The sequence below is a fragment of the Microbacterium forte genome, assembly GCF_031885415.1.
In the GTDB taxonomy this organism is placed as follows: domain Bacteria; phylum Actinomycetota; class Actinomycetes; order Actinomycetales; family Microbacteriaceae; genus Microbacterium; species Microbacterium forte.
The window spans coordinates 2,349,531-2,374,206 of the sequence record NZ_CP116871.1; the positions used below are offsets into that span (position 1 = coordinate 2,349,531).

A 24,676-nucleotide genomic window follows, 5' to 3' on the forward strand; every position below is an offset into this window, starting at 1 on the left:
CCCGTGTTCATGCTGGTCGCCCCGCAACTCCGGCGGACTCGAGCGCGAACAGCCGCAGCATCCGCGCGGCTTCGCCTGCGAGCGCCTCGCGCGCGGGCGAGAGGTACTTGCGCGAGTCGACGAGCTTCTCATCGGCGTCGAGCGTCGAGCGGATCGCCCGGGTGAAGAACCCGTTCAGGTGCGTCGAGACGTTGATCTTGGTCATTCCCGCGCGCACGGCATTGGCGATCACGGCATCCGCGACGCCCGAGGATCCGTGCAGCACGAGGGGCACGGCCTGCTCGTCACGACCGCTGCGCTCGAGCGCCCCGCGCAGTCGTCCGATCAGCTCGAGGTCGAGGGATGCCGTGCGATCGGTCATCGCATGCGACGAACCGACCGCCACGGCGAGCGCGTCGACGCCGGTCGCCGCCACGAATGCGCGGGCCTCATCGGGGTCGGTGCGCACACCGGGTGCGTGGGCTCCGTCCTTGCCGCCGACCTCGCCCAGCTCGCCCTCGATGTAGACGCCTGCCGCATGCGCTCGCTCGGCGACGGCCGCGGTGATGGCCACGTTGTCGTCGTAGGGCAGCGCTCCGCCGTCGAACATGACCGAGCCGAATCCGAGGGCGATCGCCTCATCGACGAGCTCGGGGCGCTCGGCGTGATCGAGGTGCACCGCGACCGGCGTCTGCGCGCGTCTCGCCACCGCGAGAGTCGCCAGCGCGATCGGCTCGAGACCCCCGTGATAGTCGGCGCAGTTCTGCGAGATCTGCAGGATCACGGGCAGGCGTGCTGCCTCCGAGGCGCGCACGAGTCCCTCGGCCGTCTCGAGGTGGATCACGTTGAACGCGCCGATGCCGGTGCCGCGTGCCGCGGCATCCGTCACCAGTTCGCGGGCGGAGACCAGGGTCACAGAGGGTCCTCTCGAACGATGGGGTCATAGGGGGCGACGACCAGGCGCTGCTCGAGCGCCGGCCAGTCGTCGGAGATCTCCCCGGCGAGCGGCATGAGCACGGCGGCAGCCGACCAGGCGGTCGCGCGACGCAGGATCGTCTCCGGATCACGGATGCCGTCGGCATAGAGCACAGCGCACGCGGCCACTCCGGCATCACCGGCGCCGGTGGGGTTGCCCGCGAGCGGAGCGTCGAGACGAGCGTGCAGCACCTCGGATGCCGTGACCGCGAGCATTCCGTCGGCACCGAGCGACAGCAGCACGAGGTCGACGCCCCGCTCGATCAGCGAGCGTGCGCCCTCGACCGGGTCGGTGATGCCGGTCGCCTCGATGAGCTCGGCGGCGTTGGGCTTGAGGACGGATGCTCCGGCATCCGCCGCGTGCAGAAGAGCCGGACCCGAGGTGTCGACGATCACCGGCACACCCGCGTCTCGCGCCGTGCCGATGAGCAGCGGAAGGAGCGTCTCAGGTGCCCCGGGCGGAAGGCTGCCCGAGATGACCAGCACCTGTGCGCCGGGGAGGGCGTCGACGACCTCGCCGAGCAGCGCCGCCCACTCGGGATCGGACGGGTTCACGCCCCGTTCGTTGACGATCGTCGTGTCTCCGAGCGCCTCGTCGACCAGGGCGATGCTCTGCCGAGTCGGTCCCACCACAGGCACGAGCCGGTGGCGCACCCCACTCGCACCGAGCTCGGCGGCGAGCTCGACGCCGCTGCGACCTCCGGCCGTCGACACCGCGAGCACCGAGGCGCCCTGCGCGTGCGCGACCCTGGCGACGTTGAGGCCCTTGCCGCCGGCGCGCACGGCGCCGGCATCGGCTCTGTGCGTCTCGCCGAGGGTCAGTCGGTCGACGTGCCAGGTGAGGTCGAGGGCCGGGTTCGGAGTGACGGTGAGGATCATGCGAGCTCCCTCGCGCGCAGTGCCGCGCCCAGGATGCCGGCGTTGCCCGACAGCTCGGCCGGTACGAGCTCGGGAAGTCGATGGAAGCTCAGGCGTTCGGCGAGCCGGGCACGCAGCTCGTCGAAGAGCGCCCCGCCGGCGCGCGAGAGCCCGCCGCCGATCACGATGGCCTCGGGGGCGACGACGGCGGTGAGCTGGGCGAGCGACAGGGTGAGGGCGTCGAGCGCCGAGTTCCAGATCTCGGATGCGACGCGGTCGCCGGCCGCGGCACGGGCGATCACGTCCTTCGCCCCATCGGGGTTGATGCCGGTCGCATCGCGGTAGCGACGAGCGATGGCACCTGCCGACGCGACCGCCTCGAGGCAGCCCCTCGCACCGCACGCGCACACCGGACCGTCGGCGATCGGCGAGTGGCCGATCTCACCCGCATAGCCGCCCGCGGTGTAGGGCTCTCCGCCCACGAGCAGTGCACCCGCGATGCCGGTGCCGATCACGAGCACCACCGAGTTCGAGTACGCGCGCGCTCCACCGAGACGATGCTCGGCCCAGCTCGCCGCCCGCACGTCGTGATCGAAGGCGACGGGCAGGCCGAGCTTCGCCGAGGCGAGATCGCGCAGCGGAGAATCGTGCCAGCCGAGGTTGCTCGCGAAGACGCCGAGCCCGGCCTCCGCGTCGACGATCCCCGGCACCACGAGCCCTGCGGCCTGCGGAGCGACGTCCGGGTGGTCTGCCCGAAGCTCGGCGGCGAGCACCCCGAGCCGCTCGATCAGCACCTCGGTGCGGTCGCCGTCGGCCACAGGGGTCGGCGTGCGACGAAGGCCGAGCGCCGTGCCGTCTGCGTCGAACAACGCCGATTTGATGTCGGTGCCGCCCACGTCGAAGGCCAGCACCGGAGCGCCGCTGCCCAGGGGACGTGCGGCGGCGAGCTTCTCGCCGGACGCGTCGCTCACGACGTCGGCGATGCTCGCGGCATCCTCAGGGCTGGTCATCGAACTCTCCGCGGGTGGATCGGGTCATGCATCCAGGATGACGGATCGCGTGAGGTTGCGAGGCTGATCGGGGTCGAGACCCTTGGCGACCGCGCGGTCGAGGGCGACGCGGTGCAGGCGCACGAGGTCGGCGAGCGGGTCGATCGGATGCTGCACGAAACGCGCCCCCGTGGCCTCGACCTGCGCGGCCAGACCCTCGGGCGCCTCGCCGAACTGCCAGGTCACGCGGCCGGGTGCGGCGATCGCGATCGGACCGTGGCGGTACTCCATCGACGGGTAGGACTCGGTCCACGACTGCGACGACTCGCGCATCTTCAGAGCGGCCTCGTGTGCGAGACCGACGGTCCAGCCACGGCCGAGGAACGAGTACTGCTCGGCATCGCGCAGCTCGTCGTCGTCTTCTGCCGCGAGCACGGCGGCGGCATCGTCGATCGCACCCGTGAGGTCTTCACCGAGCGAGGCGCGGAACAGCGCCAGAGCGGTGGTCGCGAAGCGCGTCTGCACGACCGACTTCTCGTCGGCGAACGGCAGCAGCACCGCTTCGTCCACCAGCGAGACGAGCGGCGAGGTCTCGTCGCCGATCACACCGATCGTGGGCACTCGGCCCTTGATGCGCTCGACCAGTTCGAGCACCTCGGTCGTCGTGCCCGAGCGCGTGAGCGCGACGACGGCATCGTAGCCGCGGTCGACGAACGACTCGGAGGCCGCGAACGCGTCGGTCTCGCCCTGCCCTGCGGTCTCGCGCAGGAACGCATACGACTGCGCCATGAACCACGACGTCCCGCAGCCGACGACCGCGATGCGGGCTCCGGATGCCGGCAGCAGCGCCTGCATGTCGCGGAGATCGGCCGCACGGGCCCACGTCTCGGGCTGCGAGTTCAGTTCTTCGCGCATGTGTGCGCCGGGCAGAAGTTCGGTCATGTCGGGCCCTCCGGACCAGATGTTGCAAGTTTGTGATCGTTTAAGTGCTGATTCGATCATAGTATTTCGACACGAGGAAATCCTGCAAGGTTCCTCTTGATTTGTTTATTCTCCTGACAAATAATCGAACAAGTTCCACCGCCCCTCCGCAGATCCGGTCCACGGAGGGTTCCTCGAGCCGACCCGGCTTGAACCGATCGCCCAGCCACCGGCGAAGGCGATCACACGCACCGTCGCGTGAGTTGTGCTTGCGACTGTGCACCACCTACACAGTGAGGAATGCAATACACATGAAGAAGTCACTGCGATTCGGTGCCGTCGCCCTGGCGGCGACCGCCACGCTCACGCTCGCTTCGTGCGGGTTCGGCGGCTCGACGGGAGGCGGCGGAGACGCCGAGGGCGAGACGACGCTCAACCTTCTGGTGCCCAGCTACTCCGACGCCACCAAGGGTCTGTGGGAAGACGTGATCGACGGGTTCGAGAAGGAGAACCCCGACATCAAGGTCGACCTCGAGGTGCAGTCGTGGGACAACCTCGAGAAGGTCGTCTCCACCAAGATCCAGGCCGGTGAGGCGCCCGACATCTACAACGGCGGACCCTTCGCCGGATTCGTCGGCGACGAGCTGCTCTACCCGGTCGAGGACGTGGTCTCGGAGGAGACCTACTCCGACTTCCAGGACGCGTTCCTCGCGAACGCCGAGGTCGACGGCACCGCCTACGCCCTGCCGCTGATCGCATCGGCCCGCGCCCTGTTCGTCAACAACGCGCTGCTCGAGCAGGCGGGCGTCGAGGCTCCGACCACCTGGGACGAGCTGCTCGATGCCGCGACCAAGGTGTCGGCACTCGGCGGCGGCGTGGCCGGTTACGGCATGCCGCTCGGTTCCGAAGAGGCCCAGGCCGAAGCGGCCGTGTGGCTGTGGGGCGGCGGCGGATCGTTCGGCGATGCCGCTGAGATCACGATCGACACCCCCGAGAACCTCGCAGGTGCCGAGCAGATCAAGAAGATGATCGACGCGGGCGCCACTCAGGCAGACCCCGGTTCGACGCAGCGCTCGCCCCTGATGGACATCTTCATTCAGGGCAAGATCGGCATGCAGGTCGGCCTGCCGCCGACAGTGGGCCAGATCGAAGAGGGCAACCCCGAGCTCGACTACTCGATCGTCCCGATCCCGACCGAAGACGGCTCGCCGTTCACGCTCGGCGTCATGGACCAGCTGATGGCGTTCCAGAACGACGGCGACAAGCAGGAGGCGATCACCGCCTTCTTCGACTACTACTACTCGGCCGATGTCTACGTGCCGTGGGTGCAGGCCGAGGGCTTCCTGCCCGTCACCAAGTCGGGTGCCGAGCAGCTCGCCGGCGAGGAGGCGCTCAAGCCCTTCCTCGACGTGCTGCCCGACGCGCAGTTCTACCCGTCGACGAACCCGAAGTGGTCGGCGACCGACGGAGCCTTCAAGGCGCTGTTCGGCCAGCTGCAGTCGAAGCCGGCCCAGGACGTCCTGGCCGAGATCCAGGCGCAGGTCGACGCGGGCTGAGTCCCGCTGACCCTGCCCACATCAAGCGACGGAGAGGTTCGGGAATTCCCATGAGCCAGACGAAAGAATCCTCGAACCTCGCGGGGGCGGCCACCGGCCGCCCCCGCACCCCGGGACGCCGCACGGGCGCGACCCGCGGCCGGCCGGGCGGCAAGGACCTGCTCCAGGCGCTGCCGTGGATCGCCCCGGCCCTGCTGCTCATCTTCGGCGTGGTGCTGTTCCCCGCCGGGGTGATGTTCTTCAACTCCACCCGCGACATCTCGCTGTCGGGCCTCGACAAGGGCTCGGTCGGCTTCGACAACTTCGTGACGGTGTTCACGTTCGCGGAGTTCTGGCCGATCATCTTCCGCACCATCATCTGGGTCGTGGCGGTCGTGACCTTCACGGTGATGATCTCGCTCGGACTCGCCCAGATCCTCAACAAGGCCTTCCCCGGTCGGCAGATCGTGCGCATGGCCGTCATCGTGCCGTGGGCGGCATCCGTCGTGATGACGACGATGGTGTTCTACTACAGCCTCGAGCCGTACTTCGGGGTCTTCAACAAGTTCCTCTACGACATCGGGCTGTCTGACGACGCGGTCGGCTACGGCTGGACCAAGAACCCGGCCACCGCGTTCGCGTGGTCGATCGTGATCGCGATCTTCGTGTCCCTGCCGTTCACGACCTACACGATCCTCGCCGGACTCCAGACGGTTCCGGCCGACACCCTCGAGGCCGCGAAGATGGACGGCGCCGGTCCCACGCGCACCTACTGGACGGTCGTCGTCCCGCAGCTGCGCAGCGCCCTCGCGGTCGCGATCCTCATCAACATCATCAACGTGTTCAACTCGCTGCCGATCCTCAAGGTGATGACCGGGTCGATCCCGGGCTACGGGGCAGACACGATCATGACGATGATCTTCAAGTACATCGAGCTGCAGAAGAAGGTCGACGTCGCCAGCGCGCTGTCGGTCGTCGCCTTCCTCATCGTGATCGTGATCGTCGCGATCTACGTCAAGGCCGTCAAGCCCATGAAGGAGGTCTGATCATGACCCTGACCGAGACCGCCCTCGTCACGACCGCAGGCGACGACGCCGCACCCCGCATCCCCGGGCGCAAGCGCCGGTACACCGAAGACCAGGTCACGCTGCCTCGCGTCATCCTGCGCATGGCCGCCGGCATCCTGGTGCTCGCGATCTTCGTGCTGCCGTACCTGATCATGTTCTTCGGCTCGGTCAAGACGAAGTCGCAGATCCGCTCGGTCGATCCGACGTACCTGCCGATCGAGTGGCACTGGGAGAACTACATCTCGATGTGGTCGACCCCCGAGACGCCGCTGCCCTACAACCTGATCTCGACGATCATCATCGCCGTCTTCGCAACGCTGCTGGTGCTGCTGGTGTCACTGCCGGCCGCGTACTACACGGCACGGTTCAAGTTCCCCGGGCGAATGGTCTTCCTGTTCCTGGTGATCGTGACGCAAATGCTGCAGCCAGCCGTGCTCACCTCCGGCCTCTTCCGCCAGTTCACGGTGCTCGGACTCAGCGACACGTGGGCCGCGATGATCTTCATCAACGCCGCGTTCAACCTGTCGTTCGCGGTGTGGATCATGCACTCGTTCTTCGCCGGCATCCCGAAGGAGATCGACGAGGCCGCTCAGATCGACGGCGCCGGACGCTTCACCGTGCTGTTCAAGATCAACCTGCCGCTGGTCTGGCCCGGAATCGTGACCGCGATCGTCTTCACGTTCGTCGCCTGCTGGAACGAGTTCGCGGCATCGCTCGTGATCCTCTCTACCGACAAGAACCAGCCGCTGTCCGTCGCGCTCACCAAGTTCGTCGGTCAGTACGAGACCAGCTGGCAGTACGTGTTCGGCGTCTCGATCGTCGCGATCCTGCCGGTCGTCATCCTGTTCATGCTCATCGAGAAGCGCCTCGTCGGCGGCCTCACCGCCGGCAGCGTCAAGTAGGACCAGCAACGGAGGGGATGCGGGGCGCCACCGGGTGGCGCCCCGCATCGTCGTCTCACCGGAAGTCAGGTCCGAACGATGCTCCGAGCGCCGTCTAGTGTGGTGACACAGGGGGGCAACATGACATGGCAGGATGCTGGACGAGTTGATCGACGACCGTCAGGCGACGCGCACCCGGGGTGGGGGTGGGGCGTGGTGCTCGTTCCGGCAGCGGTCGGACTCGCAGCGCTCGGGCTGTTCTTCATCCGATCGCTCGACCCCGGGATGGGCACCCTGATCGGCGTCGCCCTCATCGCCTGGGCGGTGTCCCTCGCGATGCCCTTCTTCGTGATCGCCTGGTACGCGACGCAGGCAGCGTGGAAGGCGCCTCGCGAGCAGCGCGGACAGAGCTTCGCTGCACCATCGCACGCGCTGCGGCGCATCGGGTTCGGCATGCGCTGGAGCTTCCGCGCGCGCGGCTCGCTCTTCAACCCGGCGTCGTACGACGGACCGGACCTCCCGATGCTCGTCGTCGGCAAGATCGTCCACTACCTCGCGATCGCGATCCTGGTGATGGCCGGGCTGGTGGCCGCACTGGTCGGGATCGCTTCGCCGCGCTGAGCGCGCATCGCGTCCGCAGCGGCCGCAGGAGAGTGCGCTGAGGTTCAGTCGGGAACAGCGGATGCTGCGCGCAGCTGCGCCGGACTCCAGCGCACGCCCAAAGCGCTCGAGAGTGCCACCTGTGCGACACCGGTCGAGATCGACGCGTCCGAGTCGGCGTATCGCACCGGCACGTTCGTGGTGCCGGTCGCCGTGTAGTCGACTTCCGCCTGCACGAGTGGCAGGAACCGGTCGCCCAACGCTCGCGCGGGCCCGCCGATCACGACCTCGGCCGCATCGAGCACCGCGGCGATGAGCTTGATGGTGCGGGCGAGCGCTCGCGCTCCTTCAGCCAGGCGCTCATCGTCGGCGGCCGCGGCGAGCGCCGCGATGGCCTCGTCGTCCATGGCGTCATCGAAGTCATCACCGAACATCGCCGTCATCGACGACGCCGACTCCAGGCACCCCTGCCGTCCGCATCGGCATGTCCGCGCCTCTTCGCCGAACTCCACCTGGACGTGCCCGATCTCGCCCGCACGGTCGCGAGGACCGGGAGCGAGCTCTCCGTCGAGCGTCACCGCCGCACCGATACCGGTGCCGATGTGGATGAACAGTCGATACCCCGACGACTCGTCCTCCCTGGCGGCTTCGGCGATCGCCTCGGCATCCACGTCGTTGACGAGCAGCACGGGAATCCCGAGCACTGCTTCGAAGCGCTCGGCGAGCGGCACATCCGTCCATCCCAGCTGCACGCTCTCGAACACGCGCCGCCCGTCGGTCGTGCCAGGCAGCTGCACTCCCGCCACGAGCAGCCGACCGGAGTACTCGGCCGCGACGTCGGATACGGCGTCGTCCAGCATCCGATCACGCGACTCTTCGGAGAACGCGACTCTGCGCGTCTCGACCTCGGTGCCGTCGAGCGCGACCAGCGCGATGCGCGCATCGGTCGGCCTGATCACCAGAACGAGGATGACGTGATGCTCGGACGCGATGCTCAGGGTCGTCGCCCGCTTGCCCCCCGTGCTGGCAGCCTGCTCGCCGTCGACGATCAGTTGCAGATCGATGAGCTCCGCCACCAGAGACGAGGCGGTTGCGGCGGTGAGTCCGGTGGCGCGGGCGATCCCTGCCCTCGTCTCCGAGCCGGGGTTGCGGAACACGAGCTGCAGCGCACGACGCAGATTCGCGCGGCGAACCGACGCCTGCGTGTCCAGTGCGTCGTCGCCGTTCAGCATGGTGCCGGTCCCGTTGTCGGAATTGGTTGACAGACCTGGTGGTTCTGCGTACCCTCGGTCATAGTTTATTCAATAAACTTAGTTCGGTCCCCGGGCGGGTGAGTGCTGCACACACTGTCACTCGCCCGGAAGGCCGGATCATCGCCCCTCGGCGGCTTCGGTGTGATGGCGGATGACTTCGGCCACCACGAAGTTGAACCACTTCTCGGCGAACTCCGGGTCGAGATGCGCGTCCTCGGCCAGTGCCTTGAGACGGGCGACCTGCTGCTCCTCGCGCCCCGGATCCGATGCCGGCATCTCGTGCTCGGCTTTGAGCTGCCCGACCTGCTGCGTGGCGCGGAAGCGCTCGGCGAGCATGAAGATGAGTGCGGCATCGATGTTGTCGATGCTCGAGCGCAGTCGGAGGAGTTCAGCCCGGGGGTCTTCGGCGGCGGTCATGCCCCCTACTCTACGGAAACACGGGGCTGGACGACCCTTCGTGACCATGCGGATGCTGCCGGGTCTGGCACCGATCGGACGCTATCGTGAGCACATGAGCCGAGAAGAGCACGAACCGTCCTCGAAGGGGTCCGCTGCCGCATCCGACCCGTCCGCGGACTCCGCGCGGGCGTCCGCGCGCGAGGCCTCGACGACCGACGCATCCGCCGACACCTCTGCGTCCACGAGCTCAGCCGCGTCAGGGGCCACCGCCGTCGCCGCCACCGCCCCGCACGACCCGACGACATCGCCCGCTCCTCGTCACGCGGTCGTCGAGCCGATGACGCCGAGCCGGTCGTTCTGGACGCGCATCGACCGCCCCTTCGTGTTCGGGTTCCTGGTGACGCTCGGCGCCCTCGGTGCCATCGTGCTCGGCCTGGCAGTCGCGAACCTGTCGACCGTGCTCATCTACATCGCACTCGCCATGTTCGCCGCGCTCGGACTCGACCCCACCGTGCGGTTCCTCGAGCGACGGGGGCTGTCGCGGGCGATCTCGGTGGTCGTCGCGATCCTCGGGCTCATCGTCGTGGCCGGCCTCGTCGTGTGGATGGTGCTGCCGGTCGTGATCGACCAGATCGCGAGCTTCGTCGGATCCGTGCCGGGGATGATCCAGGAGTTCACCCGCAGCGACATCTATGCGGCGCTCGATGAGCAGTTCGGCGATCAGTTCCAGGATCTCGTCGCCGACGTGCAGTCGTTCCTCACCAACCCCGGCAACATCGCTGCGATCGGCGGCGGAGCCCTGAAGGTCGGCGCCTCGATCGCCAACGCCATCTCGGGCATCATCGTCGTCCTGGTGCTCACGCTCTACTTCGTCGCGACACTGCCCGCGATCAAGACGGGAATGCTCCGACTCGCTCCCGCCCGTGACCGTGCTCGCGCCAGCGACATCACCGAACAGATCACCGACTCTGTCGGCGCCTACGTCATGGGGATGGTCGTGCTCGCGTTCTGCAACGCCGTGCTCGCATTCCTGCTGTATCTGTTCCTCGGACTGCCGTTCCCGCCGCTCATGGCGACCGTCGCGTTCTGCATCACCCTGATCCCGCTCGTCGGATCCGTGATCTTCTGGATCATCGGCACGGGTCTCGCCCTGTTCACCAATCCGATCGCAGCGCTGGTCTTCGCTCTCATCTACCTCGTCTACATGCAGATCGAGGCGTACGTGATCACCCCGCGCGTCATGAACCGCGCCGTCTCGGTGCCCGGCGCGCTCGTGGTGATCGGCGCACTCGCGGGCGGCACGCTGCTGGGTCTGCTCGGAGCGCTCGTGGCGGTGCCGGTCGCGGCATCCATCCTCATCATCATCAAACAGGTGCTGATCCCGCGGCAGGACGCCCGGATCTAGCGCCCAGCTCCGCGCGCGCACACCGCCTCAGACCGCGACACCGCGAACCGCGCATGTGGCCTCCGTCCCGCGCAGGGGTCTCGCGCAGAAACCGCGGCCTCACCGCCCCGCACACGCAGAAGTGCCCAGCCCCCTGAGGGACCGGGCACTTCTGTGTGAAGACGACTCGGGGTCAGACGAGGTCGTTGTCCTCGAGCCACTTCTTCGCGATGTCAGCCGACGACTGCTGGTCGACCGTGCTCAGGACGTTGAGGGAGACGAGCTCCTCGGCCGTGAGCTTCGCGCTGATCGCGTTGAGAACATCGGAGACGTCATCGGCGATGTCGCTCGAGACGATCGGCACGACGTTCGACGAGATGATCAGGTTCTCGGGGTCTTCGAGAGCGACGATCTCCTCGGTCTCGAAAGCCGGGTCGGCGGTGTAGATGTCCGCGACCTGGATCTGGCCGGCGAGCAGCGACTCGAGCGTGGTCGGGCCGGTGGCCGAGAACGCCAGGTCGACGCCGTAGACCTCCTTGGCCGCGGCCGGGCTGTAGGGCCGCTGCTCGAACTCGGGAGCCGCACCGATCGTGACCTGCGAGGTCACCTTCGAGAGGTCGCCGATCGTGGTCAGGCCGTTCTCCTCCGCGAAGCTCTTCAGCACCGTGTAGGAGTCCTGGTCGGTCGCCTCGGCGAAGTCGAGGGCCGTGAGGCTCTCGGGCAGGGCGTCCTGCAGTGCGGCGTAGACGTCGTCGGGGCTGGTGACGTCGATGTCGTCGTCCGAGATGTACTCGAGCAGGCTGCCCGTGTACTCGGGGAAGACGTCGATGTCGCCGGACTCGACGTCGGGCATGTACGCGTCGCGCTGACCGATGCTGAGCTGCTTCTCGACGTCGAAGCCGGCTGCCTCGAGCGCCTGGGCGTAGATCTCGGCGATGATCTCGTTGGAGTAGTACGCCTGCGAGCCGACGACGATCGTGTCGCCGCTGCCCGAGCTCTCGCCCGAGTCGGCGGGCTCGCCGAGCGACTCGCTCGAGCCGCAGGCGGACAGGGCGAGTGCGGCCGCGGCGACAAGGCCGACGGCGAAGACAGAGCGCTTGCCTCGTGCTGTGAACATGGACTTCCTCTTCTCTGGGGGACTGCTGGAACTGCTGTGCTGTGGATTCAGGAGGTGGCGGGCTGGGTCACGACCGACGTCGGCCCGGACTCGGCGGCGGACGGGTCGGTGGTGGAGGGCTCGGTGGCGGAGGGCTCGGCGGCCGGCGTGAGCGAACGCGAGCGTCGGCGCGAGGGCCGCCCACCGGTGCGCAGCCCACGCGGAACCGCCAAGTGCTGGGCTGCGGCCAGCAGCAGGTCGACGATCAGCGCCAGCGTGGCGACGAGGATCGCTCCCGCGAGCACCTGGTCGAAGCGCTGCAGAGGGATGCCCTGGATGATCGGGTACCCGAGCCCGCCCAGGCCGACGTATGCGGCGATCGTGACGGTCGCGATGACCTGGAGCAACGCCGAGCGGATTCCGCCCACGAGCAGCGGGAGACCGAGCGGCACCTCGACCTTCCAGAAGATCTGCCAGCCCGTCATTCCCATGGCCTTCGCCGAGTCGATCACCCGTCGGTCGATGGCCTCGAGCCCGGTGTACGCACCGGCGAGCAGGGACGGGATCGCAAGCAGCACGAACGTCGTGACCGCGGCCTGGGGAACGCGGAGCACGCCGAGCAGGAGCACGAGGAGGATCATGAGGCCGAAGGCCGGGATCGCGCGCGCCGCACCCGATATGGCCACAGCGATCTCCCGCCCCTTGCCCGTGTGACCGATGAGCCACCCGAGCGGCACGGCGATGGCGGCCGCGATGACCACCGAGATCGCTGTGAGCGTCAGGTGCTCGCCGAGGAGTTTCGGCAGGGCGTAGTTGCCGGTCCACTGGGCCGGGGCCAGCATCCAGGCGAATGCTTCGAGGAAGAGGTTCATGCGGGCGCCCCCACCACGACGGGCCGCGCCGTGCTCGTCTTCGTCGCCGCACGCGTCCACGGCATGAGAGCCCGACCCGCGAGCAGAAGCAGCAGGTCGATCACCAGGGCGATGACGACGACGGCGATGATGCCGGCGAACACCTCGGCGATGATGCGGCGATCGAGGCCGTTGGTGAAGAGGTAGCCGAGGTTCGTGATGCCGATCAGGATGCCGACGGTCGCGAGCGAGATGGTGCTGACCGCGGTGACCCGCAGACTCGCCAGGATCACCGGGCCGGCGAGCGGGAACTCGACCGCCCAGAAGCGCCGGAAGGACCCGAATCCGGTGGCCGTCGCCGCCTGGCGGATGTCGTCGTCGACGGAGTCGAGGCCGTCGGAGACTCCCCGCACGAGGATGGCGATGGCGTAGATCGTCAACGCGATGATGAGGTTGGTCTCACTGCGGGCCGAGTATCCCGCGACCGACGGCAGCAGGATCAGCAGCGCCAGCGAGGGGATCGTATAGAGCAGCCCCGTGAGCACGATGATCGGCCCGCGCACGAGCTTGAATCTCCACGCGACCCAGCCGAGGGGCAGCGAGAGCACGAAACCGAGCACGATCGGGATGATGCTCTGACGTAGGTGCACCAGAGTGAGCTCGAGGATCAGGTCGAGGTTGTCGACGACCCAGTTCACGTGAGCCCACTCTGCACGGCGCCCAGGGCGGCGGCATCCGGCCCTGCGAGCGGACCGTCGGACTTCTCGACCTCAGCCACGATCGCGCCCTGCGTGCGACCTTCGGAGTCGACCACGACGGTGCCGTGGGGCGTCTCCTTCAGGTGCAGCGCGCGGCGGCCTCGGTCGGCGCCGATGAAGGAGGCGACGAAATCGTCTGCCGGGTTCTCGATGATCTCGCTCGGGCTGCCCACCTGGACGATGCGAGCACCCTTGTCGAGGATCACGACCTGATCGCCGAGCAGGAAGGCCTCGTCGATGTCGTGCGTGACGAACACCACGGTCTTGTCGAGCTCGTGCTGCAGCCGAAGGGTCTCCTGCTGCAGGTCGGCGCGCACGATCGGGTCGACCGCGCCGAACGGCTCGTCCATCAGGAGGATGTTCGGATCCGCTGCGAGGCCACGGGCCACACCGACGCGCTGCTGCTGACCGCCCGAGAGCTGGCTCGGATACCGCTCGGCCAGCGACTGGTCGAGCCCGACGGTCTTCAGCAGCTCCCGCGCGCGCTCGTGTGCCGGTGCCTTCTTCACACCTGTGAGACGCAGCACGGTGGCCACGTTGTCGATCACCGTGAAGTGCGGCATCAGACCCGAGTTCTGCATGACGTAACCGATGCGGCGACGCAGCGCGACGGGGTCGCCGCCGAGCACGCTCTCGCCGTCGATCTCGACCTCACCCGAGGTCGGCTCGACCATGCGGTTGATCATGCGCAGCAGTGTGGTCTTGCCGCATCCCGAGGATCCGACGAACACCGTCGTCTTGCGTGACGGCAGCACCAGGCTGAAGTCCTTGACGGCGGTCGTGCCGTCGGGGAACTGCTTGGTGACGTTGCGGAACTCGATCACGATTATTCTCCGGTCGGTCGATCGACGAGGCGGGCGTCAGCGCCCCGGCTGCGGCATACAGAGGTCATGCGGAGACTTCGACCCGGGGGTCGAACGCGACGAAGCCCGAGAAATCCTTGCCGACGCGGTCGAAGGCACTGGGGAACGGAGTGGGGTACGACCATGCGTAGTCGGTGTGCAGCTCGCCGCCCGCCTGCACGGAGTAGTACTGCGCATCGCCCTTCCAGGGGCACGTGTACTGGGTCGGGCTCTCGACGAGCGCTCCCTCGGTGATCGATGCGGGCGGGAAGTACCAGTTGCCCTCGATGCGGGCGAGATCGCTCTCGTCCGCTTCGGCGATGACGGTTCCTGCGAGTACAGCCTTCATGGTCCTGCCTCCTCGGATGTGGGTTCGAGCGTATAAGAGGTGTGCGACATTCGGCCGGGGGTTGCGCCCGGGGCCGTCAATATGGGAAACAATCCTGCTCCGGGCGCGCCGATCGCGCCAGGTCTCTCACCCGCTGTTCGGAGCGGATGCCGCAGCGGATGGCGCCGCGCGGCATCCGCTCTTCGCATCCGCCCGACACGATCATGCCGAGTCCCGCCCGTAGGTCTCGAGCAGTCGCAGCCAGATCTCACTGATGGTGGGGTAGGCCGGAACCGCGTGCCAGAGCCGGGCGATCGGCACCTCGCCGACGATCGCCACGGTGGCCGTCTGCACGAGCTCGGCGACCTCAGGGCCCACGAACGTCGCACCGACGATGACATCGCGTTCCTTGTCGATGACGAGTCGCGCCTGGCCCTCGAACCCGTCTTCGTAGAGGCTCGCGCCGGCGACCGAGCCGAGGTCGTAGTCGATCACGGCGACGTCGGTGCCCGCCTTGCGGGCGTCCGCCTCAGTCAGACCGACGGACGCGACCTCGGGGAACGAGAAGGTGACCTGCGGAGCCCCCGCGCTGTCTGCGGTCGCCACGTGCTTGCCCCAGGGAGCGTCGTCGACATCGTCACCCTTGGCGCGTGCGGCGATCACGTCTCCGGCAGCGCGGGCCTGGTACTTGCCCTGGTGGGTTAGCAGAACCCGGCCGTTGACGTCGCCGACCGCATAGAGCCAGTCCGACCCGGGCACCCGCAGTGTGTCGTCGACGGTGATCCAGCGCCCGGCCTCGAGGCCGACGACGTCGAGGCCGATGTCGCCGCTGCGCGGAGAGCGCCCCGTGGCCACGAGCACCTCGGTCGCCGTGACCGTCGATCCGTCGTCGAGCACGATCGACACGCCGTCGTCGCCGCGCGTGACGCTCGTGGTGCCGGTGTCTGTGCGCACGTCGACGCCGAGCTCCTTCAGCCCTGCCGCGACCCGCTCGCCCGCGAAGGGCTCCATCGACCCCAGCAGACCGCTGCGGGCGATGATCGTGACCGTGGATCCGAGCGCCGCATATGCCGTCGCCATCTCGACGGCGACCACTCCGCCACCGATCACCGCGAGCGACTCCGGAAGCTCCTCGGCGCTGGTCGCCTCGCGGCTGGTCCAGGGAGCGGACTCCTGCAGCCCCTCGATCGGCGGGATCACGGCATCCGACCCCGTGCTGATCGCGACCGCGTGGCGGGCGTGGAGCACACGGGTGCCGCCATCGGCATCCGTCACCGTCACCTCGCGCTCGCCCGTGAGGCGACCGTGTCCGCGGGCGAGGTCGATGCCGGCCGAGTCGAGCCACTTCACCTGCCCGTCGTCAGACCAGTTGCTCGTGAACGAGTCGCGACGGTCGAACACCGCGCGCACATCGAGCCTTCCCGTCACGGCCTCGGCCGAGCCCTTGACCTTCTGCGCCGCGCGCAGCGCCTGGGCCGGACGCAGCAGGGCCTTCGACGGCATGCAAGCCCAGTACGAGCACTCACCGCCGACCAGCTCGCTCTCCACGATGATCGCGGTCAAGCCGTTCTGCACGGCGCGGTCGGCGACGTTCTCGCCCACCGGTCCGCCGCCCAGGACGATCAGGTCGTATTCGTCTGTCTTCTCAGCAGTCATGAGATGCACCTCTCCGTCGCCCAGTCTTGCTCAAGAGCAACGTCGAGTCACGGGCCGGTTGTTCCGTGGACGCATCGCCGGGCGCGTCGCCGGTCTCCCCGCGCGCCTCGTCGGGGCTCGATCCGGGGCTCGACCCGAGAGATCCGATCCGTCTGCAGGACCGATCCGATCCGTCTGCAGGACCGAGGCACGTTCGCAGGACCAGATCCGTCTTTTCGTCCTGCATCTGTGCCGCGGTCCTGCAACGGGACGAGCCCGCCGCTCCAACACCCCACCACGCAACCCAGCACCCGTCACCCGTCCTCCGGTCATGGCTCGCCGCCGTGAGGGATTCAGCACGAACCGGCCGAATCACCCCCGATGCCACCCGTTTCGGCCGGATCAACGCCATCCATGCGGAGTTGTGAACGGCCGGATCAACGCCATCCATGCTGAGTTGTGAACGGCCGACTCACGGCTCCCGGGGCGCGACGCGCACGGCGAGCACCGCCGCGGCGAGCGCGATGATCGCGGCGAAGGCGAACACCGCGATGAACGGGTCTCCCGCCGCGGCCAGCCCGGTGAACAGCACGCCCGTGATCGCGAGGGCCAGAGCACTGCCGAAGGAGTCGGCCACGGTCATGGCAGAGCTGTTGAAGCCCTGGTTCTCGGGCGCCGACATCTCGAGCGTCAGGGCGCTGGTCCTCGGGCTCATCAGGCCCATGCCGGCGCCCGCGACGATCCACGCGACGATGATGACGACCACGGGTGCAGCGAGCACGGTGGCGACCAGGGCGAGAACCACGCCCACGACCACCAGCACCGTTCCGATGCGCACGGCCAGCACGCTCGAGAGCCTGGCTCCCATGCGTCCCTGCACGGTGGCGGCCGCCGACCAGGCGAGTGCGCCGCCCGTGAGCGAGAGCCCGGCGACGGTCGGCGAGACCTCGTAGCGCTCGGTCAGCAGGTAGGGGATGTAGACCTGAGCACCGAAGAACCCCGCGGCGGCGAGACCGCGCACGAGCAGCACCGACGGCAGACCCCGTTGCGCCCGCAGCGTGCCCTTCGGCAGCAGCGCACGAACGGCGACGAGTGCCACGACCACGGCTGCGGCCGCGAGCACAGGCCCGGCTCCCGGCAGATCGCCGACGAGATTCAGTGCGAGCACGGCGACCGCGGCGAGCACCGACCAGCCCAGCCGTCCGAAGGCCCACGGCGTGGTGGCGTCGCCGTCGCCCGAGAGTCCTCGGAGAGCAGGGACGACCATGAGCAGCGCGGGCACGACCAGGAAGACGACGCCGAGGAACACCCAGTGCCAGCTCCAGATCTCGGTGACGGCCCCGGCGACGGTGGGCCCGACCAGCGAGGGAACGACCCAGGCCGCCGCGAAACCCGCGAAGATCGCCGGATGCAGGTCACGCGGGTACACGCGGGCGACGACCACGTAGAGCGCCACCATCAGCCCGCCGTTGCCGAGACCCTGCGCGAAGCGCCCGGCCACGAGAACTTCCATGCTCGGCGCGAGTCCGGCGACGATCAGCCCGATCACGAACAGGCCCACCGAGGCGTAGAGCGGAGCCACGGGCCCACGGCGATCCGCCCAGTTGCCCGCCACGGCCATGCCGATGACTCCGGTGGCCAGGGGCCCCGCGAACGCGAGGGCGTACAGCCGTTCGCCGTCGAGGTCGGCGCTCACCGCAGGCATCACCGTGGTGACGGCGAGGGACTCGAACGCGCCCAGGAACACGAGCGCGCAGGCGCCGACGGTGATCCAGAGGTAGGCGCCGCTCAGGATGCCGGTGGCGGGCTTCGCGGTCGGAACCGCGTCGGTGTCTATGGTCATAGGCTCGACCGTAGAACCTCAACAAAGGTTGAGGTCAAGCTGCGGCCTGCGACCGCCTCAGCGCACCGGCAGGATGTGCGTGGGCGCCGGAGCCTGCGCGACGTGCCGGATGTCGAGCGGTGCCCCCGTGCGCTCGTCGAGGTCGATCAGTGCGACGGTGTCGGAGCGCTGCCCCGCGACGAGCAGCTTGCCCTCGTGCACGAGGTGATGGCGCGGCCAGTCGACCCCCGAGTCGGCGAGCGCGATCGCCTCGAGCGCTTCGCCTCCGCCGCGCACGCGCAGCGCGGCGATCGTGTTGCTGCCACGCAGGGCCGTGTAGAGGAACCGGGCGTCGCGGGTGCGGGCGAGCTCGGCGGGGAAGTCCACGCCGATCTCGGCGACGGGGCTCGCGAGCACCGACGACACCACCGCCCACGTGCCGTCGCGTCCTGCGGCGAGCGTGAACACCTCGCACGAGTACTCGGTCACGACGTGCAGGTGGCCGCTGGGGTGCGCGACCATGTGACGCGGACCGGTGCCGACGGGCAGCACGACTTCGTGATCGAGCACGAGGCCTCCGGCGATCGGACGCCAGATGCGCACGAGGTCGAAACCGAGGTCGGTCGTCGCGATGCGCCCGTCCGCGAGGAAGGCCGCGGAATGCGCATGCGAGGAGCGCGCATCGCCGGTGGCGGTCAGTTCTCCGGAGTACGGATCGGATGCCGCGGCGGCCACGCCGGCCGGCGCCGTCTCCTCGAGCGGTTCGCCGAGGAGTGCCGCGCGCAGCTCGGCGGCCCTGTTCACGGCATCCGGCACCAGCTGTCCCTGCGCGTCGATGCCGATGCGCACGACTCGCCCGTCGCCGTAGCAGCTCGCGATGAGGAACGATCCGCTCGACGACACCGCCACGTGGCACACGCCGTCGCCCGCGGCGACCGGCTCGCCGAGCGGCCGCAGAGCCGACTCGCCGCTGCGGGCGAACGCCTGCACACCGGCATCCCCCTCGAGCGCCGCATAGACGACATCGAGCGACGGATGCTGCGCCAGCCACGACGGCGAGGAGGTGCGGGTGACCGCACCGCGGTACTCGAGCGCTGTCGGCGCGCTCTCGTCACCGGCGAGCAGGCCGATGCCCTCGGCGGAGCCGTCCATCGCGGGGCCGTACCCGCCGAGCCAGAAGCGTGTCACGGGGCGCTCAGTCGAGCAGGTCGTGGCGCACGATGACCTGGTCGCGCTCGGGGCCCACGCCGATGACCGAGATGCGCGTGTTGCTCATGCCCTCGAGTGCGATCACGTAGTCCTGCGCGTTCTTCGGCAGGTCGTCGAAGGTGCGCGCGGTCGAGATGTCCTCGCTCCAGCCGGGGAAGTACTCGAGCACGGGCGTCGCGTGGTGGAAGTCGGTCTGGTTGACCGGCACCTCGTCGAAGCGCCGACCGTCGACGTCGTAGGCGACGCACACCGGGATCTGCTCGAGTCCGGTCAGGATGTCGAGCTTGGTGAGCACGAGATCGGTGATGCCGTTGACCCGGGTCGCGTAGCGCGTGATCGGGGCGTCGTACCAGCCGACGCGGCGCGGCCGGCCGGTGGTGGTGCCGAACTCGAAGCCGCGCGAGCGCAGCCATTCGCCCTGCTCGTCGAACAGCTCGGTCGGGAAAGGTCCCGAGCCGACGCGGGTCGTATAGGCCTTGACGATGCCGACGATGCGGTCGAGAGCGCCGGGTCCGATGCCCGAGCCGGTCGATGCCCCACCGGCGGTGGCCGACGACGACGTGACGAACGGATAGGTGCCGTGGTCGACGTCGAGCATCGTGGCCTGGCCGCCCTCGAACACGACGACCTCGCCGCGGCGCAGAGCCTCGTCGAGCAGGTATCCGGTGTCGGCGACCATGGGCCGCAGGCGCTCGGCATACGACAGCAGGTCTTCGACGATCTCGTCCGCGGTGATCGCTCGACGGTTGAAGATCTTCACCAGCAGGTGATTCTTCTGGTCGAGGGCGCCCTCGACCTTCTGACGCAGGATGTTCTCGTCGAAGAGGTCCTGCACGCGGATTCCGACGCGGTTGATCTTGTCGGCGTAGGCCGGACCGATGCCGCGGCCGGTCGTGCCGATCATGCGCTTGCCGAGGAACCGCTCGGTGACCTTGTCGAGCGTGCGGTGGTACTGGGTGATCAGGTGCGCGTTGGCGCTCACCTTGAGGCGCGAGACGTCGATGCCGCGGCCGCCGAGCGCCTCGAGCTCGCTGAAGAGCACCTCGAGGTCGATCACGACGCCGTTTCCGATCACCGGGGTCACCCCTGGCGACAGGATGCCCGAGGGCAGCAGGTGCAGCGCGTACTTCTCGTTGCCGACCACGACGGTGTGGCCCGCATTGTTGCCGCCGTTGAACTTGACGACCCAGTCGGTGCGCTCGCCGAGCAGGTCGGTGGCCTTGCCCTTGCCTTCATCGCCCCACTGGACGCCGACGATAACGATTCCTGGCATGGGTATCCCCCTTGCTTTCGCCGGGTTTGCACCGGCTGATGAGCTGGCCCTCTTCGGGCGGCTCCATCCTATCGAAGGTCGTTCGCCGACCCTCCGGGCTGCGGGGCGGCAACGCGTCGCTGCCGGCGGATCCCGTCCTCGGGGCGCCGGCGGACTCGACGGAGGGACTGGCGGAAAAGCACCGGATGCTGTCACTCACGCGCATCGCCGATGTCGGTGGCCGGTGCCAGGATCGAAGGATGCCGAAGACCGGTCGCGCGATCCGCGACGACAGCCTGACCACAGCGAAGCCTCGAACCCAGGGCCCGCTCGTGCTCGTCGCCGCTCTGGTGACGGTGGTGCTGTGGGCGTCGGCGTTCATCGGCATCCGCGGCGCAGGGCCGCACTTCGATCCGGGCGCGCTGGCGCTGCTGCGCATGGCTGTGGGCACCGCCGTGCTCGCGATCATCGCGGTGCGCCACGGCATCCGTCTGCCCGAACGCCGGCACTGGTGGCTCGTGGCGGTGTGGGGCGTGGGGTGGTTCTGCGTCTACAACCTGGCCCTGAACGCCGCCGAGCGCACGCTCGACGCGGGCACCGCGGCGATGGTGGTCAACCTCGCGCCGCTCATGGTCGTGGTCTTCAGCGGGCTCTTCCTGCGTGAGGGTTTTCCCAAGCCCCTCATCATCGGAGCGCCGATCGCGTTCCTCGGGGTCGTGCTGATCGGCATGAACTCATCGACGAGCGAGGGACCCGACATCACCGGATTGCTGCTCGCGCTGCTCGCCGCCGTGATGTACGCGGGATGCACCCTGCTGCAGAAGCGCCTGCTCAGCGCGGGCACCGATGCGACCACATTGACCTTCCTGGGCGCCGCCGCCGGCACCGTCGCGCTGCTCCCCTGGGTGGGCAGTCTGATCGGCGCTCTGCAGACCGCTCCGCTCGGCTCGACGCTGTGGGTCGTGTATCTCGGCATCTTCCCGACGGCGATCGCCTTCACGACCTGGGCGTACGTGCTGCAGCGCAGCACCGCCGGCCAGACCTCAGCGACCACCTACGTCGTGCCGGCGATCGCGATCCTCCTGTCGTGGGCGATCCTCGGCGAGGTGCCGACCCTGCTCATGTTCGTCGGCGGCGCGCTGTGCCTGCTCGGAGTGCTCGTGACCCGGATGCGGTGGGGCCGTCGCTCCTGACGATCGCGACTCTCCCGTCGAGCCACCTCCCGTCGAGCCCCCCTCCCGTCGAGCCACGGGCAGTCCCCTCGTCGGCGGCCTCGCATATCGGTATTTCGGTCTAGCGATCGCACGCGCCCCGACCGATAAAGTGTGCGCGGAGGCGAATATGACGACCTGGTGGCCCTTCGCACGACTCGCAGCAGCCGTGCTCGGACTCGCGGCTATCGTCGCACAGCTCGCCCGCAGCATCGAGAACGCTCTCGCGGCCACCACGGAGTGGGGCCAGCACCTGCCGACGGTCGCGGCGAACTTCCTCAGCTTCTTCACGATCCTGTCGAACGTGCTCGCCGTGATCATTCTGACGATCGGCGCGATCTGGGCACTGCGCCACCGACACGGCACCGAGCCCGAGCCGACGTGGTTCGCGGTCCTGCTGGCCTGCGTGAGCACCTACATGATCGTCACCGGCATCGTCTACAACACGCTTCTCCGCAACGTCGAACTGCCCCAGGGCGTGACCGTGCCGTGGTCGAACGAGGTGCTGCACGTCGTCATCCCGCTGTTCCTCCTGGCCGACCTGCTGTTCGCCCCTCGACGACGGGCACTCGGCTGGAGCGCTGTCGCCATCATCGCGATCTTCCCGATCGTCTGGGTCGTCTACACGATGATCCGCGCGAACTTCATCATCGCCCCCGCGACCGGCGAGGCCTGGTGGTATCCGTACCCGTTCCTGAACCCGCACCGGGTGCCCGGCGGCTACCTCGGCGTCTCGGGATACATCATCGGAATCGCGATCGCCATCATCGGCGTCGCGTGCGTGGTGGTCTGGGTCGGCCGCCGGCGCGGCACCGCGACGGACTCGGCTAGCGGATCGCGCCCTCGGGGCTGAACACCGAGAGCACCGGAGCACTCACATGCTGCGGGGTCGTGGCGACGGCCGCCCGCGGATCGAGAAGTCGGATCGGAACCCGGTCTCCGCGAAGCTCCTCCCGGGTCGACGGCTCCTGTCGCAGCGAGATCAGGTGGCTGATGACCGGACCGAGCAGCAGAACCGCGAACACCGCCCACACGACGCTCCACGCACCACTGACGGTCACCGCGGCGACCGCGAAGGTCGACGCAGCGGCGAGCGCCGCGACGAGGATCATCGCGGGCACGAGCTTCGATCCGGGAAGGAGGATCCCCCCGGGGACGCTCGCGCTCGCCCGGCTGATGTCCTCCGCGCTGACGCGTCGGCGAGTCAGGGTCGTGAGCCACAGCGTCACCGCGATCACCCACCAGAGCGCGGGGACGGCGATCAGCACACCCAGGAACGGGCGCATGGATGCGGTGTCGTGCAGATACATCCAGACGCACAGCACAGTGGCGACAGCCGCGAGGATCAGGTTCAGCACGACCACGGCCACCCACAGCGGTCGTCCGATCGCGTACTCGAGCGCACTGCGCGGCATCGTTCTGGGTTGCTTCATCGTTCCCGCATCATCCGAAGATCGAAAGTTCAGCTAACCACGGGGTCATCGCACCTGCCGATATACGCGTCGGCTCGCACCAGGGTCGACGACGTCGAGCCGCCGGATGGTGCATCTGTGATCTCGACCTGCATCCGTGCCCGGGCCGAAGCGGCGAGATCGGATGCGGTTACGCTGGTCGACGGGGGGTCGTCTACGCGTCCCCCGTGGGAACGAGGAGACATACCGATGAACGAGCCCTACGCGCCCGGCCCCTCTGCAGGTTCGACGCCGCCTCCGCCTCCGGCGCCCTCCGCCCAGGCAGCCCCACCGGCGCCTCCCGCTCCTGCGACCCGCGCCGCAGCATCCGCCGCAGCATCCGCCCCGGCAGCTCCTGCGGCGTCGACGTCTGCGAGCAAGAAGTCCGAGGCCCCTTCCGAGGCTGAGCTTCAGCGCGCAAGTGCCGTGCTCAAGACCGTGTCAGACGCGTACTCGGCCAAGATGGTCGGCCAGGAGCGCCTGCGCATGAGCCTGCTGATCTCGCTGATCGCCGGTGGGCACATCCTGCTCGAGAGCGTGCCCGGCCTCGCGAAGACGACCGCGGCGAGCACGCTCGCCGACACGGTCAGAGCGCAGTTCAAGCGCATCCAGTGCACCCCCGACCTGCTGCCCAGCGACATCACCGGCAACCAGATCTACGACGCCGCGACGGGCTCGTTCCGCACCGTGCTCGGCCCGGTGCACGCGAACTTCGTGCTGCTCGACGAGATCAACCGGTCGAGCGCCAAGACCCAGAGCGCCATGCTCGAGGCGATGCAGGAGCACCAGACCACGATCGGCGGCGAGGTGCATCATCTGCCCAAGCCGTTCCTCGTGATCGCGACGCAGAACCCGATCGAGCAGGAGGGCACCTACGAGCTGCCCGAGGCGCAGATGGACCGCTTCCTGCTGAAGGAGATCGTCGAGTACCCGAGCCCGGCCGAGGAGTTCGAGATCCTCGGGCGCATCGACTCGGGGGTGCTCGACCCCGACCGCCATGTCTCGAGCGCGATCAGCCTCGACGACGTGCACATGCTGCAGGACGTGGCGAGTCGCATCTACGTCGACCCGGCCATCCGCAACTACATCGTCTCGATCGCGTACGTGACCCGAAACCCCGCGCCGTACATCGGCGAAGAGCGCGCGCGCTTCATCAAGTACGGCGCGAGCCCTCGTGCGAGCATCGCGTTCCTGCAGGCATCTCGGGCTCTGGCGCTGCTGAACGGACGCGGCCACGTGATCCCGGAAGACATCCGCTCGCTGCGCCATCTCGTGCTGCGCCACCGCGTGCTGCTGACCTTCGAGGCCGACGCAGAGGGCATCCGCAGCGAGGAGATCATCGACCAGATCTTCGCCGCAGTGCCCACCCCCTGACCTCGC

24 protein-coding genes are annotated in these 24,676 nt (G+C 68.6%); 8 read left to right on the forward strand and 16 right to left on the reverse strand.

Going from position 1 to position 24,676, the window contains the following annotated elements; translation table 11 throughout:
* Window positions 1-7: 7 nt before the first annotated feature.
* The 4 genes from OB895_RS11275 to OB895_RS11290 are packed head-to-tail and all read right to left on the reverse strand — an operon-like array spanning window position 8 to window position 3,743.
* A complete protein-coding gene (locus OB895_RS11275; protein ID WP_311877697.1) occupies window positions 8-895 on the reverse strand; it encodes a class II fructose-bisphosphate aldolase in 888 nt (295 codons plus the stop codon).
* The gene (locus OB895_RS11280) at window positions 892-1,833 is read right to left on the reverse strand and encodes a 1-phosphofructokinase family hexose kinase (protein WP_079111946.1); all 942 of its coding nucleotides are present in this window, start codon (window positions 1,831-1,833) and stop codon (window positions 892-894) included. Before OB895_RS11280 ends, OB895_RS11275 begins: the two co-directional genes overlap by 4 nt.
* Window positions 1,830-2,822 carry an ROK family protein gene (locus OB895_RS11285; RefSeq protein ID WP_311877699.1) on the reverse strand — a complete coding sequence of 331 codons (993 nt, stop codon included), beginning with the start codon at window positions 2,820-2,822 and terminating at the stop codon, window positions 1,830-1,832. The genes OB895_RS11280 and OB895_RS11285 overlap by 4 nt, the downstream gene beginning before the upstream one ends.
* 24 nt (window positions 2,823-2,846) lie before the next feature.
* Window positions 2,847-3,743: an SIS domain-containing protein gene (locus tag OB895_RS11290; protein ID WP_311877700.1), complete on the reverse strand. Its 897-nt coding sequence runs from the start codon at window positions 3,741-3,743 to the stop codon at window positions 2,847-2,849.
* 290 nt (window positions 3,744-4,033) lie between these two features.
* On the opposite strand from OB895_RS11290, the gene OB895_RS11295 reads away from it, so the two are divergent.
* The 4 genes from OB895_RS11295 (at window position 4,034) to OB895_RS11310 (ending at window position 7,826) form a co-directional block, all read left to right on the forward strand.
* A complete protein-coding gene (locus OB895_RS11295; protein WP_311877701.1) occupies window positions 4,034-5,278 on the forward strand; it encodes an extracellular solute-binding protein in 1,245 nt (414 codons plus the stop codon).
* 50 nt (window positions 5,279-5,328) lie between these two features.
* A complete protein-coding gene (locus tag OB895_RS11300) occupies window positions 5,329-6,303 on the forward strand; it encodes a carbohydrate ABC transporter permease (protein WP_079111944.1) in 975 nt (324 codons plus the stop codon).
* Window positions 6,304-6,305: 2 nt separating this feature from the next.
* Window positions 6,306-7,226, forward strand: a complete 921-nt coding sequence (locus OB895_RS11305) for a carbohydrate ABC transporter permease (protein WP_171821966.1) — start codon at window positions 6,306-6,308, stop codon at window positions 7,224-7,226.
* 120 nt (window positions 7,227-7,346) lie between these two features.
* Window positions 7,347-7,826: a hypothetical protein gene (locus OB895_RS11310; protein ID WP_311877703.1), complete on the forward strand. Its 480-nt coding sequence runs from the start codon at window positions 7,347-7,349 to the stop codon at window positions 7,824-7,826.
* Window positions 7,827-7,870: 44 nt separating this feature from the next.
* On the opposite strand, the gene OB895_RS11315 is transcribed toward OB895_RS11310, so the two are convergent.
* The gene (locus OB895_RS11315; RefSeq protein WP_311877704.1) at window positions 7,871-9,037 is read right to left on the reverse strand and encodes an ROK family protein; all 1,167 of its coding nucleotides are present in this window, start codon (window positions 9,035-9,037) and stop codon (window positions 7,871-7,873) included.
* Window positions 9,038-9,175: 138 nt separating this feature from the next.
* Window positions 9,176-9,475, reverse strand: a complete 300-nt coding sequence (locus OB895_RS11320; RefSeq protein ID WP_042541193.1) for a chorismate mutase — start codon at window positions 9,473-9,475, stop codon at window positions 9,176-9,178.
* A 94-nt stretch (window positions 9,476-9,569) separates the two neighbouring features.
* On the opposite strand from OB895_RS11320, the gene OB895_RS11325 reads away from it, so the two are divergent.
* Window positions 9,570-10,862, forward strand: a complete 1,293-nt coding sequence (locus OB895_RS11325) for an AI-2E family transporter (protein ID WP_311877706.1) — start codon at window positions 9,570-9,572, stop codon at window positions 10,860-10,862.
* Window positions 10,863-11,034: 172 nt separating this feature from the next.
* Here the strand turns inward: OB895_RS11325 and OB895_RS11330 are convergent, their stop codons facing one another.
* From OB895_RS11330 to OB895_RS11370, 9 genes are all read right to left on the reverse strand, one after another.
* Window positions 11,035-11,958 (reverse strand): ABC transporter substrate-binding protein, encoded by a 924-nt coding sequence (locus OB895_RS11330; protein WP_042541660.1) that lies wholly within the window; start codon window positions 11,956-11,958, stop codon window positions 11,035-11,037.
* A gap of 47 nt (window positions 11,959-12,005) precedes the next feature.
* Window positions 12,006-12,809 (reverse strand): ABC transporter permease, encoded by an 804-nt coding sequence (locus tag OB895_RS11335; protein ID WP_079111941.1) that lies wholly within the window; start codon window positions 12,807-12,809, stop codon window positions 12,006-12,008.
* Complete coding sequence (locus OB895_RS11340; RefSeq protein WP_042540393.1) at window positions 12,806-13,486, reverse strand: ABC transporter permease; 681 nt, start codon at window positions 13,484-13,486, stop codon at window positions 12,806-12,808. The genes OB895_RS11335 and OB895_RS11340 overlap by 4 nt, the downstream gene beginning before the upstream one ends.
* Window positions 13,483-14,370, reverse strand: coding sequence for an ABC transporter ATP-binding protein (locus OB895_RS11345; protein WP_079111940.1), 888 nt, complete (start codon window positions 14,368-14,370; stop codon window positions 13,483-13,485). Before OB895_RS11345 ends, OB895_RS11340 begins: the two co-directional genes overlap by 4 nt.
* A 64-nt stretch (window positions 14,371-14,434) precedes the next feature.
* Entirely contained in the window at window positions 14,435-14,737 is a 303-nt protein-coding gene (locus OB895_RS11350; protein ID WP_042540391.1) for a DUF427 domain-containing protein, read from the reverse strand.
* 201 nt (window positions 14,738-14,938) lie between these two features.
* Entirely contained in the window at window positions 14,939-16,372 is a 1,434-nt protein-coding gene (locus tag OB895_RS11355; protein WP_079111939.1) for a dihydrolipoyl dehydrogenase family protein, read from the reverse strand.
* A gap of 451 nt (window positions 16,373-16,823) precedes the next feature.
* A complete protein-coding gene (locus OB895_RS11360; protein ID WP_079111938.1) occupies window positions 16,824-18,194 on the reverse strand; it encodes an MFS transporter in 1,371 nt (456 codons plus the stop codon).
* Between the two features lie 57 nt (window positions 18,195-18,251).
* Window positions 18,252-19,361: a lactonase family protein gene (locus OB895_RS11365; RefSeq protein ID WP_079111937.1), complete on the reverse strand. Its 1,110-nt coding sequence runs from the start codon at window positions 19,359-19,361 to the stop codon at window positions 18,252-18,254.
* Between the two features lie 7 nt (window positions 19,362-19,368).
* Window positions 19,369-20,655: an adenylosuccinate synthase gene (locus tag OB895_RS11370; RefSeq protein ID WP_042540385.1), complete on the reverse strand. Its 1,287-nt coding sequence runs from the start codon at window positions 20,653-20,655 to the stop codon at window positions 19,369-19,371.
* Window positions 20,656-20,894: 239 nt separating this feature from the next.
* On the opposite strand from OB895_RS11370, the gene OB895_RS11375 reads away from it, so the two are divergent.
* Together OB895_RS11375 and OB895_RS11380 are read left to right on the forward strand one after the other, a co-directional pair.
* Window positions 20,895-21,827: a DMT family transporter gene (locus tag OB895_RS11375; RefSeq protein WP_052492938.1), complete on the forward strand. Its 933-nt coding sequence runs from the start codon at window positions 20,895-20,897 to the stop codon at window positions 21,825-21,827.
* 148 nt (window positions 21,828-21,975) lie between these two features.
* Window positions 21,976-22,698: a Pr6Pr family membrane protein gene (locus tag OB895_RS11380; protein WP_042540383.1), complete on the forward strand. Its 723-nt coding sequence runs from the start codon at window positions 21,976-21,978 to the stop codon at window positions 22,696-22,698.
* On the opposite strand, the gene OB895_RS11385 is transcribed toward OB895_RS11380, so the two are convergent.
* Complete coding sequence (locus OB895_RS11385) at window positions 22,673-23,278, reverse strand: hypothetical protein (protein WP_153302111.1); 606 nt, start codon at window positions 23,276-23,278, stop codon at window positions 22,673-22,675. The two genes, OB895_RS11380 and OB895_RS11385, sit on opposite strands and share 26 nt — an antisense overlap.
* A gap of 228 nt (window positions 23,279-23,506) precedes the next feature.
* Between OB895_RS11385 and OB895_RS11390 the strand changes: the two genes are divergently transcribed.
* On the forward strand, window positions 23,507-24,670 hold the full coding sequence (locus OB895_RS11390) for an AAA family ATPase (protein WP_228385617.1): 1,164 nt from the start codon (window positions 23,507-23,509) through the stop codon (window positions 24,668-24,670).
* Window positions 24,671-24,676 lie beyond the last annotated feature (6 nt).